The sequence below is a fragment of the Agrobacterium rubi TR3 = NBRC 13261 genome, from assembly GCF_000739935.1.
Classification (GTDB): domain Bacteria; phylum Pseudomonadota; class Alphaproteobacteria; order Rhizobiales; family Rhizobiaceae; genus Agrobacterium; species Agrobacterium rubi.
The window spans coordinates 146,820-164,159 of the sequence record NZ_BBJU01000010.1 but is presented as its reverse complement, the minus strand read 5'-3'; the positions used below and the strand labels follow the sequence as shown (position 1 = coordinate 164,159).

General features: G+C 60.2%; 10 protein-coding genes. 6 read left to right on the top strand and 4 right to left on the bottom strand.

Features of this window, described 5'->3' with window-relative positions:
• Positions 1-10 precede the first annotated feature (10 nt).
• From RRU01S_RS25800 to pdeM, 3 genes are read left to right on the top strand one after another with little or no spacing between them, the layout of a single operon-like run.
• Positions 11-652, top strand: coding sequence for a YitT family protein (locus tag RRU01S_RS25800; protein ID WP_045229875.1), 642 nt, complete (start codon positions 11-13; stop codon positions 650-652).
• A gap of 39 nt (positions 653-691) precedes the next feature.
• Positions 692-3,211 (top strand): ligase-associated DNA damage response DEXH box helicase, encoded by a 2,520-nt coding sequence (locus RRU01S_RS08735; protein ID WP_045229874.1) that lies wholly within the window; start codon positions 692-694, stop codon positions 3,209-3,211.
• A gap of 38 nt (positions 3,212-3,249) precedes the next feature.
• Entirely contained in the window at positions 3,250-3,978 is a 729-nt protein-coding gene (gene pdeM, locus RRU01S_RS08730) for a ligase-associated DNA damage response endonuclease PdeM (RefSeq protein WP_045229937.1), read from the top strand.
• A 6-nt stretch (positions 3,979-3,984) separates the two neighbouring features.
• Here the strand turns inward: pdeM and RRU01S_RS08725 are convergent, their stop codons facing one another.
• The 4 genes from RRU01S_RS08725 to RRU01S_RS08710 all read right to left on the bottom strand — a co-directional run bounded on the left by RRU01S_RS08725 (position 3,985) and on the right by RRU01S_RS08710 (position 11,035).
• On the bottom strand, positions 3,985-5,268 hold the full coding sequence (locus RRU01S_RS08725) for a histidine-type phosphatase (RefSeq protein WP_052816043.1): 1,284 nt from the start codon (positions 5,266-5,268) through the stop codon (positions 3,985-3,987).
• Between the two features lie 68 nt (positions 5,269-5,336).
• On the bottom strand, positions 5,337-6,158 hold the full coding sequence (locus RRU01S_RS08720) for a TIGR02186 family protein (protein WP_045229873.1): 822 nt from the start codon (positions 6,156-6,158) through the stop codon (positions 5,337-5,339).
• Entirely contained in the window at positions 6,155-7,081 is a 927-nt protein-coding gene (locus RRU01S_RS08715; RefSeq protein WP_045229872.1) for a sulfite exporter TauE/SafE family protein, read from the bottom strand. The genes RRU01S_RS08720 and RRU01S_RS08715 overlap by 4 nt, the downstream gene beginning before the upstream one ends.
• 198 nt (positions 7,082-7,279) lie before the next feature.
• Positions 7,280-11,035, bottom strand: coding sequence for a peptidoglycan-binding protein (locus RRU01S_RS08710; RefSeq protein ID WP_045229871.1), 3,756 nt, complete (start codon positions 11,033-11,035; stop codon positions 7,280-7,282).
• 585 nt (positions 11,036-11,620) lie between these two features.
• On the opposite strand from RRU01S_RS08710, the gene RRU01S_RS08705 reads away from it, so the two are divergent.
• The 3 genes from RRU01S_RS08705 (at position 11,621) to RRU01S_RS08695 (ending at position 17,301) form a co-directional block, all read left to right on the top strand.
• Positions 11,621-13,417: an acyl-CoA dehydrogenase C-terminal domain-containing protein gene (locus RRU01S_RS08705; protein WP_045229870.1), complete on the top strand. Its 1,797-nt coding sequence runs from the start codon at positions 11,621-11,623 to the stop codon at positions 13,415-13,417.
• A 270-nt stretch (positions 13,418-13,687) separates the two neighbouring features.
• Positions 13,688-14,896: an acetyl-CoA C-acetyltransferase gene (locus RRU01S_RS08700; RefSeq protein ID WP_045229869.1), complete on the top strand. Its 1,209-nt coding sequence runs from the start codon at positions 13,688-13,690 to the stop codon at positions 14,894-14,896.
• A 188-nt stretch (positions 14,897-15,084) separates the two neighbouring features.
• Positions 15,085-17,301: an FAD-dependent oxidoreductase gene (locus RRU01S_RS08695; protein WP_045229868.1), complete on the top strand. Its 2,217-nt coding sequence runs from the start codon at positions 15,085-15,087 to the stop codon at positions 17,299-17,301.
• Positions 17,302-17,340: the final 39 nt, after the last annotated feature.

The window sequence follows — 17,340 nt, the reverse complement described above, 5'->3', positions numbered from 1 at the left end:
GGGGACAATCATGAGCGACATAGCAGAGCGCAAGCGCATCAGGTTTTGGGCGTCGACATCAGATAAGCATTCCCTCGTGGAAGATGCACAAGCCGTCGTCGCGGGCAGCATGCTTGCCTCGCTCGGTGTGGTGCTTCTGTCAGGCGGTGGACTTTTGACCGGCGGTGTCGTCGGCGTCGCCTTTCTGCTGCACTATGCTACGGGCCTCAGCTTTGGCCTGCTGTTCTTCCTCGCTAACATGCCGTTCTATTATCTCGCTCTGCGCCGCCTCGGCCTGGCCTTCACCATCAAGACCTTCTGCGCCATCGCGCTGACGTCTGTCCTGTCGGAATATCTGCCGCACCTCATCGTGCTGCAAAACGTCAACCCCATCGTCGCGGCCCTCTTTGGCGGGCTCACGGTCGCCGCCGGCATGTTGGCCCTGTTTCGCCACCGCACCAGCCTTGGCGGCTTCGGCATTCTGGCGCTTTACCTGCAAGACCGTTTCGGCATCCGCGCAGGCCTTGCGCAATTGGCGTTTGACTGCACGGTCCTCATCTGCGCCTTCTTCGTCGCCACCCCCTTCATCATTCTCTGCTCCATCCTCGGCGCGCTGGTCATGAACCTCGTCATCGCCGTCAATCACCGAAACGATCGCTATATCGCGATGTAAGGCCCTTCTTTTTCGCCCGTGTTTCACTACTTTAGAGCAGTGAAACACACAGAGCCCCCCATCTCCGGCGTAGACGTCGGCACCTTGCCTTTATCCTTCCAGAAATGGTTCGGCGAAAAGGGCTGGAGCCCGCGCGCCCATCAGCTGGAATTATCCGCTCGTGCGCGATCCGGCGAAAACATGCTGCTGATAGCGCCAACCGGGGCGGGCAAGACTCTGGGCGGCTTTATGGCCTCGCTGACCGATCTGGCAGAACGCGGCAAGGTTCCACCCGGCTCGGCCTTCGTCGGCGTCCACACGCTCTACATCTCGCCGCTCAAAGCGCTGGCTGTCGACATCGAGCGTAACCTGATGAAGCCGGTGTCGGAAATGGGCCTGCCCATTTCGGTCGAAACCCGTACCGGCGATACGCCGCAGTCCAAACGCCAGCGACAGAAGCTGAAACCACCCGACATTCTGCTGACGACGCCCGAACAAGTCTCGTTGCTGCTCGCCAACAAGGAAGCCGAACGCTTCTTCAAAGACCTGAAATATGTCGTGCTGGACGAGCTGCATTCGCTCGTCACCTCCAAGCGCGGCCATCTGCTGTCGCTGGCCATTGCCCGCATCCGCAAACACGCCCCCGCCATGCGCACCATCGGTCTTTCTGCGACGGTGGCAGATCCGATGGATTTGCAACGCTATCTCAGCCCGCAGGCAAAAGGCGAACCCACCGCCGGTCTCATCATCGTCGATGGTGGCGCAAAGCCAGACATCGCCATTCTCGGCACGGAAGAACGCATTCCCTGGTCCGGCCATTCGGCGCGTTACGCCATGCAGGATCTCTACCCGGCCTTGAAAGCCCACAAGACGACGCTGATCTTCGTCAACACCCGCTCGCAGGCCGAGCGCATCTTTCAGGAACTCTGGACCATCAACGACGACAATCTGCCGATTGCGCTGCACCACGGCTCGCTGGATGCGGGCCAGCGCCGAAAGGTGGAAGCGGCCATGGCGGATAACAAGTTGCGCGCCGTCGTCGCCACCTCCACGCTTGATCTCGGTATCGACTGGGGCGATGTCGATCTCGTCGTGCATGTCGGTGCGCCCAAGGGGGCCAGCCGCCTTGCCCAGCGCATCGGCCGTGCCAATCACCGCATGGACGAACCCTCCAAGGCCATCCTCGTGCCCGCCAACCGCTTCGAGGTCATGGAATGCCGCGCAGCACTGGATGCCAACTACATCGGCGCGCAGGATACGCCGCCGATAGCCGAGGGCGCGCTGGATGTGCTGGCCCAGCATGTCCTCGGCATGGCCTGCGCCGAACCCTTTGACGCCGATGACCTCTACCGCGAAGTCACCACCGCTTCGCCATACGCCAACCTGCCGCGCGAGATGTTCGACCGCATCGTCGACTTCACCGCCACCGGTGGTTATGCCCTGCGCACCTATGAGCGTTACGCCCGCATTCGCCAGACGAAGGACGGCCTGTGGCGCGTCTCCAACCCGCAGGTCGCCATGCAATATCGCCTCAATCTCGGCACCATTGTCGAGGCGGCAGAACTGAATGTCCGCATGGTCAAGCGCAATGCTAAGGGCACCATCGGTCGCGGCGGCATGACGCTCGGCAAGGTCGAGGAGCATTTTCTAGAGCAACTGGTGCAGGGCGATACCTTCCTCTTCGCGGGCAAGGTGCTGCGCTTCGAAGGCATCCGCGAGAGCGAATGCCTCGTCAGTCAGGCCTTTTCCATGGACCCGAAAATCCCGTCCTATGCAGGCGGCAAGTTTCCTCTCTCCACCTATCTGGCAGATCAGGTCCGCTCCATGCTGGCCGATCCCGCCCGTTGGCACGCCTTGCCGGATCAGGTGCGCGACTGGCTGGCGATCCAGAAGGAGAAATCCATCATCCCCAAACGGGATGAGCTGCTGGTCGAGACCTTCCCCTTCCGCAAGCGCTTCTTCATGGTCATGTACCCCTTCGAGGGGCGGCTGGCGCACCAGACGCTCGGCATGCTCTTGACGCGGCGGCTGGAGCGGGCAGGGGCCAAGCCCATGGGCTTCGTCGCCACCGATTATTCACTGGCCATATGGGCGCTGGAAGATATTGGCAGACGCCTGCAATCCGACCGCCTGTCGCTGCCCGATCTCTTGGATGAGGACATGCTGGGCGATGATCTCGAAGCATGGCTCGACGAATCCTTCATGCTCAAACGCACCTTCCGCAATTGCGCGATCATTTCCGGCCTCATCGAGCGCCGCCACCCCGGCAAGGAAAAGACCGGGCGGCAGGTGACGGTGTCTGCCGATCTTATTTATGACGTTCTTCGCAGCCATGAGCCCGATCACATCCTGCTGGAAGCCACGCGGCGCGATGCCGCAGCCGGACTTTTGGACATTGGCCGTCTTGGCGATATGCTAAGGCGAATCAAGGGCCACACCACCCATTGCGCTCTGGAGCATGTCTCGCCGCTGGCCGTTCCGGTCATGATGGAAATCGGGCGCGAGACGGTGCCGGGCCAAGCCATGGATGACGTGCTGGCCGAAGCCGCCGATGAGCTGATTGCGGATGCGATGTCATGATGCATCCGCTTGCAAAAAATGAAGGACAAAACCGAAACGTGCTGAGCCGACTTGCCCTGAGCGACAAATTTGCCACCGGCTTCGAATGCCTCGGCTCGGAAACCGCCATCAACGGCGTCGCCGGCTGGTGCGATCCGCTGGGCGGGCTGTACCTGCCCGACCTCTCGCTGCTGGTCGTCTCGGATTTGCACCTGGAAAAGGGTGCTGCCTTTGCCCGCCGAGGCCGCCTCCTGCCGCCCTACGACACCATCGCCACGCTCAAAATCCTGTCGTCGCTGATCACCCGCTACGACCCGAAGATCGTCGTCAGCCTTGGCGATAATTTCCACGATCGCATCGGCTCGCAGCACCTGCCGCTGCCGCTTCGCGATCTCATCAAGGAGATGGCGAAGGGCCGCGAGTGGATCTGGATCAACGGCAATCACGACCCCGATGGTACGGTGGATTTGCCGGGCTCCTCGTCGGATGAAATGTTCTACGGCAACCTCGTCTTCCGGCACGAACCGAAACCGTGCGCATCGCCGGGCGAAATCGCCGGCCACCTCCACCCCGCCGCAACCGTGCGCCGCCGCGACAAATCGGTACGCCGCCCCTGCTTTGCCACTGACGGAACCCGCATGCTGATGCCAGCCTTCGGTGTGTTGAGCGGCGGGCTTGATTTGCGCCACAAGGCGATGAATGGCCTGTTCGATCATTCGGCGCTGGTCGCGCATCTTCTGGGCCGGGACCGGATTTATTCGGTTCGGTTCAACAACCTGCTCGGCTGATTGCCTTCAATGATAGGCATTGGCTGTAACAGCACTCTTGTCGATCTGCGCACCGGCCAGCTCCAGAAAACGGTCAAGCGGGCAGGCTCCATCCCTCGCTTCGCTTTCGCATCCGGCCACGGCAATAGCTGCCTGAAGGGGCGGTGACTGCTCATCGATCACAGAGGCGTTGCGAATTTGGTCGAGAGATGGCGCAACGAACCCCATGCGAACATAGCTCTTGCCTGTTGCGTCATGCAGCCGCTCGAAGGTCAAAGCCCCGGTTGGCGGTGTCTCGTCGTCCAGATAGGGCGGGATTTTCCAGTGAATGCCGAGCATCGTCGCGATTTCGGCCTGCTGCGTATCGCTGCCCATGAACAACAGGAATTTTGCATCCGGCGGTCCGTCCTTGGAGGGCTTCGTATCAAGCGACAGCAAAATCTGGTTGAGGAAGTCCGATGCATCGCGCTGCGCCAGATAGGGTACGCGGTTGCCAACATCGTATTTCATCTGGCGCAGGGCGGACAGGCGGATGATGTCGTCCGCCGTCGAAGCCTTGCCGAAGGCGACCTGATCGGGCGGAAAGCCATTGGCATATTGCAGCAGAAAAACCTGAACGGCGGTGCCGGCTTCGGCAAGCGGCCCTTTGACGGAAACGCTCGCTGGCTTGTCATTCTTGGCCGCTTTGACGTCAAGCGCCCACGGACGGTTTTGAAGCGAACAGGCGCTATCGGCCGCGTCGCAGCCTAGGATCGCATCCATCTCCTTCATCAATGGTGCGGCCTTTTCCTTCATCCTGTCGAAGCTGCCGCCAGCGGCCTGCAGAATAGCGGCCTTTGCCTTTTCGACGTCGATTGCGCCAAGCGCCGTTGAGGATGCCTCATAGAGCGGGTCGGGACCATCACCCTTAAAAGAACCAACTTTGAGCCCGCACCCCTCAAACATCGCCGACAGGACCACATTGCCGGTATCGATCGTGCGTTGAACCGTGCTGTTGGCCCAACCGAAGATGGTATCCGGTGCAGGGCATCCGCTTGAAGGCACGAGACCTTTCGAAGCAAGCATGCCAACTTCCCACTTGGCCAGTTGCGCAGCGGCCTTGGCCCCGTGCGGCGTCAACTGACCGTCCTGCGCATCCCACATCGGCCATTGTTTGGCAGACATCTGCGCGAGTTCCTTGCTGCTGGTCTGCGGTCGCACGCCATGGCGCATCAGTGCAATATATTTGTCGCTGACTAATGTCTCGGCATGCGCGGAAATGGAGGTGGTGAAAGTGATGAAGGCCGCAAGAAAAATCCGGTCGAGGCGCATGTTTTCATCCTGAAAATCGCTCAGTCTCGACTGATGAATAGGATCGCTTCGTGAAGTTTTCGTGACGCTCAATCGCGACGGAACAGAAGACTCGCACCCCAACCCGTCACGACGGCCAGCAGCACGCACAGCATGCCATAGACCACCGGCGTCTGGTGCGCGGCATCGGTAATCGCCTGCTCCATGCCGGTCTTCACCACGCGCAGTCGCAATTCCTTCTGCGCCACGGGCATGCCGCTCTTGAACAGATAGGCACGCGCCGTGTGAACGCCGTTGGGGACGTTGGCGGGTAGGCGCAGCGTCGCCCAGAACAGGCCGGTGCGTTCCAGCCGCACGCCGGTCGTGTCGTTGCGGTAAATACCGCTCGACAGTTTCAGGCGGCGATAGGCATCTTGGAAGTCGTAGACATTGTCGGGCACGCCGGAAAATACCGCGCTGCGCAGCGGCAGGTGATCGACGCCCAGGCCCATGGCTTTCAGCGTGCCCGGCGTTGCGATGTTGTCGATATTGCGGGTGCTGGCCATGGAATAGGATTCCGGCAGCGGGGCAAAGGTGATCGCGCTGGTGTTGATCCAGATGCCCGCCACCCGGCTTTTCTTGCGCACGGTGGAATATTCATTTGGGCCTTCCAGCGTCACCACGATGTCGTACTGCCCGATGGCCAACAGCAGCTGGTCGGCATTGTTCAGCGCGCCGAACATGGTGAAATCAGCGCCACGAAAATCCGAGGCAATGGAGATTTCGGTGGTCGATGCGCCGATCTCGATGTTTTCCTGCAGGGTTCGCGATTGCCCGGTGGCATCGGGCGCGATCGGCAGCGGCGGCGTTTGCGCCAGTGCGGATGTGCAAAACGCGCTCAGGGCGGCGGCGAGAAGGGCGATGCGGATCAATAGCCCAGCCCTCCGACAGCCACCGAAAACAGGTCTTCGGGTCTCAGCACCAGCCCGATGGCAAGGCGAATGCCCACCGCCAGCACCAGCAGCGCCAAAAGGGCACGCAGCTGTTCGCCACGCAGTTTCTGGCCGACACGGACGCCATATTGCGCACCGATGACGCCTGCCAGCATGAGAATGAAGGCCAGCACGATATCGACGGAAAAGTTTGTCGCCGCCTGCACGATGGTCGTATAGGCGGTAACGAAAATGATCTGGAACAGCGAGGTGCCGACGACGACATTGGTGGGCACGCGCAAGAGATAGATCATGGCGGGCACCATGATGAAGCCACCGCCGACACCCATGACCGAGGTCAGCACGCCGATGCCGAACCCCAGCACGATGATGGGAATGACGCTGAGATAGAGCTTCGATTTCTTGAACCGCATCTTCAGAGGCAGGCGGTGGACCCAGTTGTGATGGCCGGGACGGCGCAGCGTCACCTTTTCGTTGCGGGAAGAGCGGCGGATGGCCGAGATGCTTTCCTTCAGCATCAATGCGCCGACGGTCGACAGCAGGATGACGTAGAGAAGCGAGATGATGAGGTCTAGCTGACCGATGCTGCGCAACAGCGTAAACAGCCACACGCCGACCGTCGCCCCGCATAGACCGCCGATCAGCAACATGCCGCCGAGCTTTACGTCCAGCGTGCCGCGCCGGAAGTGACTGATGGAGCCTGAAACGGAAGAGGCGACCACCTGGTTGGCGCCGGTGGCCACGGCAACAACGGGGGGGATGTTGTAAAAGATCAAAAGCGGCGTGATGAGAAAGCCACCGCCGACACCGAACATGCCCGACAGAAACCCCACAGCTGCGCCCATGCCCAGAATGATGAAGATATTCACCGATAGTTCCGCGATGGGCAGATAGACAGTCACATCAGGACCTCGGACATGGTTCCGTGCAAAAAGGCAAAGCCGCCGTGAGGCGGGCTTTACCACGAAGGGGTGGTATCTGTCTGAATGGCGAAGGCAGAAAGCCTTGCGACCTTACCGGTCATGCCCGTGGCGGGCATGACTGTCAATTATTCAACGGCAAATACGTTGATAATTTGAAAAGATCGGCAAAGACCGGAATTACTTGTTGCGGGCCAGCAATGCGGTGACCAGCTCGTCGGTAATGCGGCCATCGGGCGTCTGTCCAACGGACTTCTGGAAGTTTTTGATCGCCGTCACGGTCGCGCGGCCCAGCTTTCCGTCCGGTTCGCCCGCCTTGAAGCCATTGTTGTTGAGAATGGCTTGAATGTTGCGGATCGCCTTCTGCATGTCGACGGACGATGTCTTGACCTCTTCGCCGCCGGTCCATTCGGCGGGAAGATTTACCGAATTGGCGTCATCGCTCATGGGCGTTACCTGCCACGCGTCGACCTTCGCCTTGGCGCTAGCAAGTTGTTCCGGCCGCATGGCCTTGGCCACATCGTCGCGCTTCTGCCCAGCATCGGCGTCGCCGTCACGGGCGGCAATGGCAAACCACTTGTAGGATTCTTCCAAGCTCTGTTGCACGCCGCTGCCGCGGGCATAAAGAATGGCAAGGTTGAACTGGCTGTCACGAACGCCGAGGTTGGAAGCCTTGATGAACCAGTCGCCAGCAGCCTTGAAATCCGGTGCACCAGCAGCGTCGGATGCGAGCAGAACGGCCAGATTGTGCATGGCACCGGCGTTGCCCTGATCTGCGGCCATCTGGTAGTAGCGCTTGGCTTCGGAAAGATTACGCTCTACGCCGTTGGCCTTCTCGTACATGTTGCCAAGGCGATATTGCGCAGGCGCAAAACCACGGTCGGCGGCCAGCTTGTACCATTTGGCAGCTTCGGTGCGGTCGGCAGCAACGCCGCGACCATCGGTGTAGCGCGCGCCGATTTCAAACAGGGCCTGACGGTCACCCTTGGCGGCTGCCTCGGAGAGCGATGCCGGCTTGATGGCTGTCGGTACGGCGATGGTGTCGGCCGTTGCCAGGATTTGCTGCTGAACCTCGTCCACCTGTGCGGCGGCAGGCGCCTGTTCGGCAATGTCGGCCCCACGGTCAGGAGCAGGCGTTTGGATGGCGGGTGCTTCCTCAGGAAGCGGTGAGCCGCCAATCGGACGCGGGTCGATCTGGTTGGTCTTGGCGTCGGGACCGACCTGCATACGCTCGGCCGCTGCCTGGACATTCTCATCGATCATTGTGTCGGATGGAATGGTTACGGCAGGTTCGACGCTGGCAGGTGCTGCGTTCACAGGGGCAGCTGGCACGGCTGGAACAGAAGACAAGGGCTCGGTGGCTTTGGGCTCGATCACCTTCGGCTCGACCGCGATGGATGCAGGCTCGCCACCGATAAAGGACTTGACGGCGGGCATTGCCATCATAGCCAGCAGAATGGCACCGATACCCAGCAGCAGCGGACGACGGTAACGCGACAGGGCAGAGCTCTGCTGTTCAGCCGTCGCTGCGCGCTGAGGTCGGGATGCAGAACCCTTATCTGGAACGCTTTCCTGCGCTGCGGCCTGGGCTGCACGGCGGGCAGCGGCAATGAAGTCCGCGCGGTTGTCGCTGTCGCCTGTGCCTGCACGGGCTGCCGCCGTCTGGCTGGCACGGACGCGCTCGAGGATTTTCTTGATATCCGGCGCACCGGAGCCGGGCTCTAGCAACTCGGTTTCAATATCCGCCTGCAAAGCATCGACCGGGTCGAGCGAGGGCGCGGGATCAACCTGCGTACGTGCGGTAACCTCCGGCTGCGACGCCTCATCGGTCTTGGCAGCACTGGATTTGAAACGGCTGGTCAGGCTGGACAGCAGGCCACGCTTTTCCTGTGCTGCGGGCTTTGCAGCGGCAGGCGGCACCAGCGTATCGGTCGCCATTTCGGCATCGAGTTGGCGCGACAGGTCGCTTTCGAACGTCGTACGGTCCTGCTTGCCGATCAGGCCTTCTTCGGGAAAGCTGGCGGCAGGCATGCGTGCGCCATCGTAATCCGCCCAGTCGTTCTCGCCATTGGCAGAAGGAGAGGTCGCGGTCCGCGGCGCATTGCGGTTGTCGAGATTGTCGAGGCGGCCAGCAATCTGCACCAGCGTTTCATGCAGCGCTTCAAACGTGCGGTGGGTGCGCTCTTCGGTGTTGCGGCTCAAACCTTCCAGCTTGCGAAGATCGTTCGCCAGTTCGGTCAGGATGGCGATATCGGAGCTGCTGGCGTTCTGCGCCAGATTGTTGCGCGTGTGCGCTTCCAGAACGGCTTCCGCCGCCTGGCGAGCGGCTTCGATGATGTATTCATCGCTCGACGCCATGTATTCTTCGATAGCGGACATGCGCTGGTCGAGTTCCGGCGACATGCCAGCTGGGTCAGCTGCAACAGGAGCCTTGGTCTCGTCCAGTTTGGCGGCGATGTCGCTCAAACGGTCTTCCAGGCGCTTGAAGGCTGTGTCGTAGGATACGGCCTTTGCCGGTGCGGGCTTGGCTTCGATTTCCTCGATGCGGCGCGCGATCTTCTCCAGCCGTTCGGCCAGCTTGTCGTTGACGGCACCGGTTCCAAGTTCATCGATCTTACGCGAAATCTCTGTCAGCGCCGATGTCAGTTCCGGCTGGCTGGACGGGCGCTGCGAACGCTCCATCATCTTGGAAAGCTGATCCAGCCGTTCGCCGAGCTCGGAAACGCTGCGTTCGTTAGACAATTCCTCGATGCGGTTCGTCAGCGCGTCGAGACGGGCACCGAGCGCGTCCGATGGCTTTTCTTCTGCGTCAGAAACGTCCTTCAGCGTGTCGATCTGCGACGCCAGCGCGCTCAGGCGGCTTTCCAGGCGCTCGGCAAGGGCGGGGTCGAAGGTGGGGGCGGGCCTGTTTCCGGCGGCAGCAATGGCACGGCTGATTTCGTCAAGCCGCTGGTCAACACCGGAGAAGTGCTCGGAAAATATGCGTTCGTTGGGCTGAACGTGCTTGCCCAGATGCTCGACGGCACTGGCGATGGTCAGAAGCTTTTCTTCCAGCGCACGGACCGGGCCGCTGCCGTTCATGGAGGCGAGCTGGGTTTTGATATCGTCCAGCCGATAGGCCAGACCAATGATTTCGTCCTGCAACGGCGCGGGGTCAAAACCGCGCAAGGTGTCTTCGACTGTCTCCCAGCGACGTTCGATCCGGTGCACGCTGTCTTCACGGGCGACCTGATCCATCAAAACGCGCAGTTCTTCGAATTCGCTGCGCAACGCTTCGGCGTCGGGCGAAGTGGCTGCCCCCATCCGCTCGATGCTGGCGGCCAAACGTGCGACGTCCTCGCGAATGTCTTCGGCGAAATCCTGATCTTCTGCAAAGGATCTGATGTTGCGCAGTTCGGAACGCACGCCCTGCATTTCGCGGGCAACGCCTTCGGAAATCTCGTGCTTCAGTTCCTGGCGCAGGCTGACCAGCGCTTCTGCGACTTCGCGCAGCGCCGCATCACTCTGAGCTTGGGGAGCGGGGGCAGGGGCTGAGCGCTCGTAACGGGCTGTGGGGCGCGGACGCGCTGGGGGAATAGCGGTCGAAGCGCGGTAGTCGCGCTCGACGTAACGACGGTCGAGATCACGCTCGATCACGGTTTCGCCGCGTGGCGCTTCGGCTCTCTGGCGTTCCCAACGGGCATCGAGCGCCTGCTGGCGCTGGCGAATTTCATTGACCGGATCGAAACGGGCGGATGTGGAGGCTCTCGTCGGGCGGGACTGAGGCGCCGGGCGTTCGGTTTCGACGCGTGTCGTTTGATTGTCGAGGGAAGGGCGAGCGGTGGTGGCGCCCAGCAAATCCTCTATCCGGGCTTCCAGGCCTTCGATAGTGCGATTGAGCGCATCCAGAGACGATCTGTCGCTATGCTGCTGGGAATTCGATCGCAATCCGTTCATCGTCCTGCCCGCTTCGTCTTTGCCCGATGGTGTTCCCCCTTCTGGTCGACACCGTCGAGGCGAACATAGGTCTTTTCGATTTCATTAAAGGACCCCCACGATTCCCGAAGCAGTCCCCTGAAGAGGAACAATTGACGAAGTGTGGTTAATTATTTATTAATTAGAGGTTCCTTGTTTAACGATTTCTTCAGCATTTAGCTTGTGCGAAACTTGCCAAAATGGCGAAATTTCACCATTAAATTGATTTAGAAATATCTAATTATAATTATTGGATTGACGTAATCGCTGTGCATAAGGCGGTAAATGCGCTGATTTTCTTGGATTGTGCGTCCTCATTTGAATCAAAGTGCGGCTTCGTACTCATTTAAGCCCTGCGCGCACCGCTTGCGGTAAGATTACGCCATCCAGTTGTGTAAAAACTGCGTGCCGCTTTCACATAGCCGCAACGTTTCTCGTCCAACATCCCAGCCTTCCCTGACGAAATTTTGTTCTGAAAGCCATTTGACGTTTACGCGCACGTCAAATATTGTTGACCTATCTTGAGGCCGGATGATCTCCGGCGAGCGATGCGGAGGATCATCGGTAATGCCTGTTTACAAGGCCCCTGTTAAAGATACGCTTTTCATTCTGAACGACGTGCTCGGTATCGAGCGCTACAACAATCTTCCCGGTTTTGAAGACGCCACGCCCGATATGATCGAGGCGATCACCGGCGAAGCCGCAAAGCTGGCTGAAGAACAGCTTTTCCCGCTCAACCTGTCTGGCGACCAGCAGGGTTGCAAGCGTGCCGAAGATGGTTCGGTCTCTGTGCCGGATGGTTTCAAGCAGGCCTACGATGCCTATTGCGAAGGCGGCTGGACCGGCCTAGCCGTGCCGCCTGAATATGGGGGCCAAGGCCTTCCCTATACGCTTCACGCCGCCATCGGCGAATATATGTCGTCGGCCAACCTGTCGCTGATGATGTATCCGGGCCTGACGCAGGGCGCGATCGCTGCCGTTCTGGCGCATGGCTCCGACGAGCAGAAGCAGACCTATCTGCCGAAGATGGTCGAGGGCACATGGTCCGGCACCATGAACCTGACCGAGCCCCATTGCGGCACCGACCTCGGCCTTCTGCGCACCAAGGCCGTGCCGCAGGGCGACGGTTCTTACAAGATTTCTGGCCAGAAGATTTTCATCTCGGCTGGCGAACATTCCATGACCAGCAACATCATCCATCTGGTTCTCGCCCGCATCGAAGGCGCGCCAGAGGGGACCAAGGGTATCTCGCTGTTCATCGTGCCGAAGTTCCTCGTCAATGAGGATGGCTCGGCCGGCAGCCGCAACGGCGTGGTCTGCGGTGCGCTTGAGCACAAGATGGGCATTCACGGCAACGCCACCTGCGTCATGAATTACGATGACGCGACCGGCTACCTCATTGGCGCCGAGAACAAAGGCCTTTCGGCCATGTTCGTGATGATGAACGAAGCCCGCCTCGGCGTTGGCCTGCAAGGCCTGTCGGTTGGCGAAATCGCCTATCAGAACGCCGTGGAATATGCCCGTGAGCGCATTCAGGGTCGCTCTCTTTCAGGTGCCAAGGCACCGGACAAGAAGGCCGATCCGATCATCGTCCATCCTGACATCCGCCGCACGCTGATGACCATCAAGGCCTATAATGAAGCCAGCCGCGCCTTCCTTCTGTGGACCGCGCTGCAATCCGACATCGCTCATCGCGCAGCAGATGAGAAGGAACGTCAGGCGGCTGACGATATTCTCGGCCTCGTCACCCCCATCCTCAAGGGTGTGCTGACCGACAAGGGCTTCGACCACGCCGTCATGGCCCAGCAGGTCTTCGGCGGTCACGGCTATATCGAAGAACACGGCATGAGCCAGTATGTGCGCGATGCGCGCATCACCATGATCTACGAGGGTGCCAACGGCATTCAGGCGCTCGACCTCGTGGGCCGCAAGCTGGGCCTCAATGGCGGACGTGCCGTGATGGCGCTGTTCAAGGAAATCGGTGATTTCTGCGAGGAAAACCGTAGCGATGAAGCCCTGACACTCTACACCAAGGGCCTCAAGAAGGGCCTGAACGACCTGCAGGCAGCCACCATGTGGTTCATGCAGCACGCCATGGCGAAGCCCGACAATGCCGGTGCCGGTTCCACAGATTACATGCACCTCTTCGGTCTGGTCGTGCTCGGTTACATGCAGGCCCGCATGGCCAAGGCCGCGCAGGCTGCCTTGTCTTCTGGTTCTGCCTCTGACGAGCAGTACCTCAAGACCAAGCTCGTAACGGCGAAGTTCTTCATGGAGCGCATTTTGCCGGAAACGGCGGTTCGCAAAATCCGCATTGAGGCAGGTGCCGATACGATGATGGAGTTGGCTGCGGAAGCGTTTTGAGGGTGGGAGCAAGGGGCAAACCCCTCACCAACAAAATCTAAGACTTAGCTTCGCTAAGATCTTGATTTTGTGTCCTCTCCCACCCCTTCGACAAGCTCAGGAGGGAGAGGTAGGGCGCGGAGAGCGCGGCGTGTTTATCTCTCCCCTTGTGGGAGAGAAAGCGATTTCAGCATCTTAGCTTCAGCTAAGTGCTAGAAATCGCAAGTGAGGGGTCCACTCACGGCCTCCAAAGATTTCGAAGGCATGCAGATGCCGACAGGGAGATGAGAAATGACTGACGTATACATCTACGACCACGTCCGCACCCCGCGCGGGCGTGGCAAGAAGGATGGTTCGCTGCACGAAGTGCCGTCCGTTCGCCTTGCCGCCAAGACGCTGGAAGCCATTCGCGACCGCAACGGGCTCGATACATCCACCGTCGATGACATCATCATGGGCTGTGTCGATCCTGTCATGGATGCCGGTGCCGTCATTGCCAAGGGTGCGGCCTTCGAGGCCGGTTATTCGACCAAGGCACCGGGCATGCAGATTTCGCGTTTCTGCGCCTCGGGACTCGACGCCATCAATTTCGCAGCCGGAAAGGTTGCCGCGGGCGCTGACGAGATCGTGATTGCAGGCGGCGTGGAAAGCATGTCGCGCGTCGGCATGGGCATGTCCGGCGGTGCCTGGTACATGGACCCCTCGGTCAGCTTCCCGGCTTACTTCATGCCGCAGGGCGTGTCCGCCGATCTCATCGCCACCAAATACGGTTTCAGCCGTGATGATGTCGATGCTTTCGCGGTAGAGAGCCAAAAACGCGCCGCCCACGCCTGGGAGAACGGCTATTTCAAGAATTCCGTGGTCCCCGTGAAAGACCAGAACGGCATCACAATCCTCGACCGCGATGAGCATATGCGTCCCGGCACTGAAATGCAGGCGCTAGCCTCGCTCAACGCATCCTTCCAGATGCCGGGCGAAATGGGCGGCTTCGAAGCTGTTGGCATCATGGCCCACCCGGAAGTGGAGCGCATCAACTACGTCCACCATGCGGGTAACTCATCCGGCATCGTCGATGGTGCCGCTGCGGTTCTGGTCGGCTCCAAGGCTGGCGGCGAGAGCATGGGCCTGAAACCCCGCGCCCGCATCCGCTCCTTCGCCAATATCGGCTCCGACCCCGCGCTGATGCTGACCGGTCCGGTTGACGTGACCGAAAAGCTGCTGGCGAAAACCGGCATGTCGATTGCCGATATCGATCTCTTCGAACTCAACGAAGCCTTCGCCGCCGTCGTGCTGCGTTACCTTCAGGCCTTCGATATCAGCCACGACAAGATGAACGTGAACGGCGGCGCGATTGCCATGGGCCACCCTCTGGGTGCCACCGGCGCGATGATCCTCGGCACGGTTCTGGACGAACTGGAACGCCGCGATCTCAACACCGCACTGGTCACGCTCTGCATCGGCGCGGGCATGGGCACGGCAACGGTTATCGAGCGGGTTTGAATGCGTAGCGTCGCTGCCCTTACGTCCGTCATCCCGGCCTTGAGCCGGGATCCAGCAGCGCGGCGTCTGCCGCGCGAAAGGGTTCTTTGACGCGACAGACGTCGCGTCACTGGATTCCGGCTCAAGGCCGGAATGACGGAGAGAGTGGGCAGGCGGCATCGAAAAATTCAGGGAAGAGGAATCCCACTATGAGCACTTATACCAATTTCACCGTCGAAACAGACGCAGACGGCATTGCCCTCGTCACCTGGGACATGCCGGAAAAATCCATGAATGTCTTCACAGCCCAAGTGCTGGAAGAGCTGGATGCCATCGTGGATGCCACCGTCGCGGATGCCGCCGTCAGAGGCGTGGTATTCACATCGGGCAAGAGCAGCTTTTCCGGCGGCGCGGACCTGTCGATGATCAAGTCCATGTTCTCCTTCTACAATGAAGAGAAGGCCAAGAACCCGGATGAAGCGTCCAAGAAGCTGTTCGATCTCGTCGGCAAGATGAATGGCCTGTTCCGCAAGATCGAGACCAACGGCAAGCCATGGGTGTCCGCCATCAATGGCACCTGCATGGGTGGCGCGCTGGAACTTTCGCTGGCCTGCCATGGCCGCGTTGCCTCCAACGCCAAGAGCGTTAAGCTGGCGCTGCCGGAAATCAAGGTCGGCATCTTCCCCGGTGCCGGTGGTACGCAGCGTGTCTCGCGCCTTACTGATGCGCAGTCCGCGCTGCAGATGATGACGACCGGCCAGTCGCTGACGGCAAGCCGTGCGAAGTCCATGAACCTCGTGCATCAGGTGGTGGAGCCGGATCAGCTCATCCCCGCCGCCAAGCAGATGATCAAGGACGGCCTGAAACCAGTCGCCCCATGGGATGAAAAGGGCTTCAAGGCCCCCGGCGGCGGCATCTGGACACCAGCTGCGGCCCAGCTCTGGCCCGCAGCCCCGGCCATTCTGCGCCGCGAAAGTGCTGGCAATTACCCGGCAGCCCTCGCTATTCTCAAATGCGTCTATGAAGGCCTGCAATTGCCTTTCGACACCGCCCTGAAAGTGGAGCAGCGTTACTTCACGGAAATCCTTCGCTCGAAAGAAGCGTTTGCGATGATCCGCTCGCTGTTCATTTCCATGCAGGAACTCGGCAAGGGCGCCCGCCGTCCAGCTGGCCAGCCCAAGAGCGATCTGAAGCATGTCGGCATCGTCGGTGCGGGCTTCATGGGCGCGTCCATCGCTTACGTCACCGCCGTCGCTGGTCTCGATGTCACCCTCATCGACCGCGATGACGAAGCTGCTGCCAAGGGCAAGACCACTTGCGAAGGTCTGGTCAAGGACAGCGTCAACAAAGGCCGCATGACCCAGGAAGAGGGTGCCGCCATCCTCGCCCGCATCACACCAAGCTCGGATTACGCTTCGCTGAAGACCGCAAACCTCGTCATAGAAGCCGTGTTCGAAGACCGCGACGTGAAGAAAGCCGTGATCGAAGCCGTGGAAGCCGTCCTTCCCGAAGGCGCGATCTTCGCTTCCAATACCTCCACTTTGCCCATCACCGGTCTGGCGCAGAATTCCAAGCGCCCGACCGATTTCATCGGCATTCACTTCTTCTCGCCTGTCGAAAAGATGATGCTGACGGAAGTTATCATCGGCAAGGAAACCGGCGACAAGGCGCTGGCCGTGGCTCTGGATTACGTCGCCAAGATCAAGAAGACGCCGATTGTCGTCAACGATACCCGCGGCTTCTTCGTCAATCGCTGCGTGCTGCGTTACATGGCGGAAAGCTATGACATGCTGATCGAAGGCGTGCCCGCCGCCATGATCGAAAATGCCGCGAAATTCGCTGGCATGCCTGTGGGACCACTGGCGCTCAACGACGAAGTCGCCATCGACCTATCCTACAAAATCCTCAAGGCCACCGTTGCCGATCTCGGCGAAAAGGCCGTAGATCCGCGCCACATGGAGCTGGTCAAGAAGATGGTGGAAGGCGAGGGCCGCTTTGGCCGCAAGAACGCCAAGGGCTTTTACGATTATCCGGCCAAGCCTGCCAAAAAATCTCTCTGGCCCGGCCTGAAAGGTCTCTATCCGCAGCAGAAGCCGGAGGACGTCGACATGGACGTGCTGAAACAGCGCTTCCTCGTTACCATCGCTCTGGAAGCAGCACGCACGGTCGAAGAAGGCATCGTGACCGATCCGCGCGAAGCCGATGTCGGCTCAATCCTCGGCTTCGGCTTTGCGCCATACACCGGCGGTGCGCTGTCCTACATCGATGGCATGGGTGTGAAGACCTTCGTGGAACTGGCCGAAAAGCTCAGCCAAACCTACGGCCCGCACTTCAAGCCCACCTCGCTGCTGCAAGACATGGCCGCCAAGGGCGACACCTTCTACGGGAGGTTCGACCCTTATGGGGCTGCTGCAAAAGCCGCCTGAGACCAAAATCACGCAACCATCAGCAGGCCCTTCGGGGCC

Excerpts from the sequence above, each read along its gene's own strand:
- RRU01S_RS25800 (WP_045229875.1), top strand. The coding sequence starts at position 11 with ATGAGCGACATAGCAGAGCGCAAGCGCATCAGGTTTTGGGCGTCGACA.
- RRU01S_RS08725 (WP_052816043.1), bottom strand. The coding sequence starts at position 5,268 with ATGCGCCTCGACCGGATTTTTCTTGCGGCCTTCATCACTTTCACCACC.
- RRU01S_RS08710 (WP_045229871.1), bottom strand. The coding sequence starts at position 11,035 with ATGAACGGATTGCGATCGAATTCCCAGCAGCATAGCGACAGATCGTCT.
- RRU01S_RS08705 (WP_045229870.1), top strand. The coding sequence starts at position 11,621 with ATGCCTGTTTACAAGGCCCCTGTTAAAGATACGCTTTTCATTCTGAAC.
- RRU01S_RS08700 (WP_045229869.1), top strand. The coding sequence starts at position 13,688 with ATGACTGACGTATACATCTACGACCACGTCCGCACCCCGCGCGGGCGT.
- RRU01S_RS08695 (WP_045229868.1), top strand. The coding sequence starts at position 15,085 with ATGAGCACTTATACCAATTTCACCGTCGAAACAGACGCAGACGGCATT.